At 43.1% G+C, this 436-nt stretch carries 1 protein-coding gene; it reads right to left on the bottom strand.

The window, feature by feature from the left end; genetic code table 11:
* Nucleotides 1–351 precede the first annotated feature (351 nt).
* The coding region (locus ACUU1I_RS21220) for a T3SS effector OspC family protein (RefSeq protein ID WP_449144948.1) at nucleotides 352–436 on the bottom strand (85 nt) is incomplete at its 5' end.

A 436-nucleotide genomic window follows, 5' to 3' on the forward strand; every position in this document is an offset into this window, starting at 1 on the left:
GTTTTTCTGCTCATTATTGGCTCCTTCTGATGCCATTCTATTTCAGGAAGGAGTGTCCGTTAAACTCAGGCTACCTCACTCCCGTAAAGACAGGAGTCAAGTTCCCGCTCCGACATAACTGCGTGCAATGGATTTTGAAGGAACCGTCAGCCCATTCCCCGGAGGCAAACATGGGCTGGCAAAAGTGTAGCGGTATTAGGCACAGCTATTTAGGAAAGAGGGAGCATCTCCATCTCATTAAATGGACCACGCCAGACAATTCACTGTCATGCTGATGCTGCACTGTGGGGACAGAATCACTCATGATGACTTCGATAATCGACGACATTATTATTTGGCCGAGCTTTTAGGTCATATCTCAAATCGTTTGCCTAATATTGCTCCATTTTTTAATAAAAAATCAATCATTTTTGAATCTTTGCTTTTCATTGCATTA

This window comes from Shigella sp. SIG3, assembly GCF_053555855.1.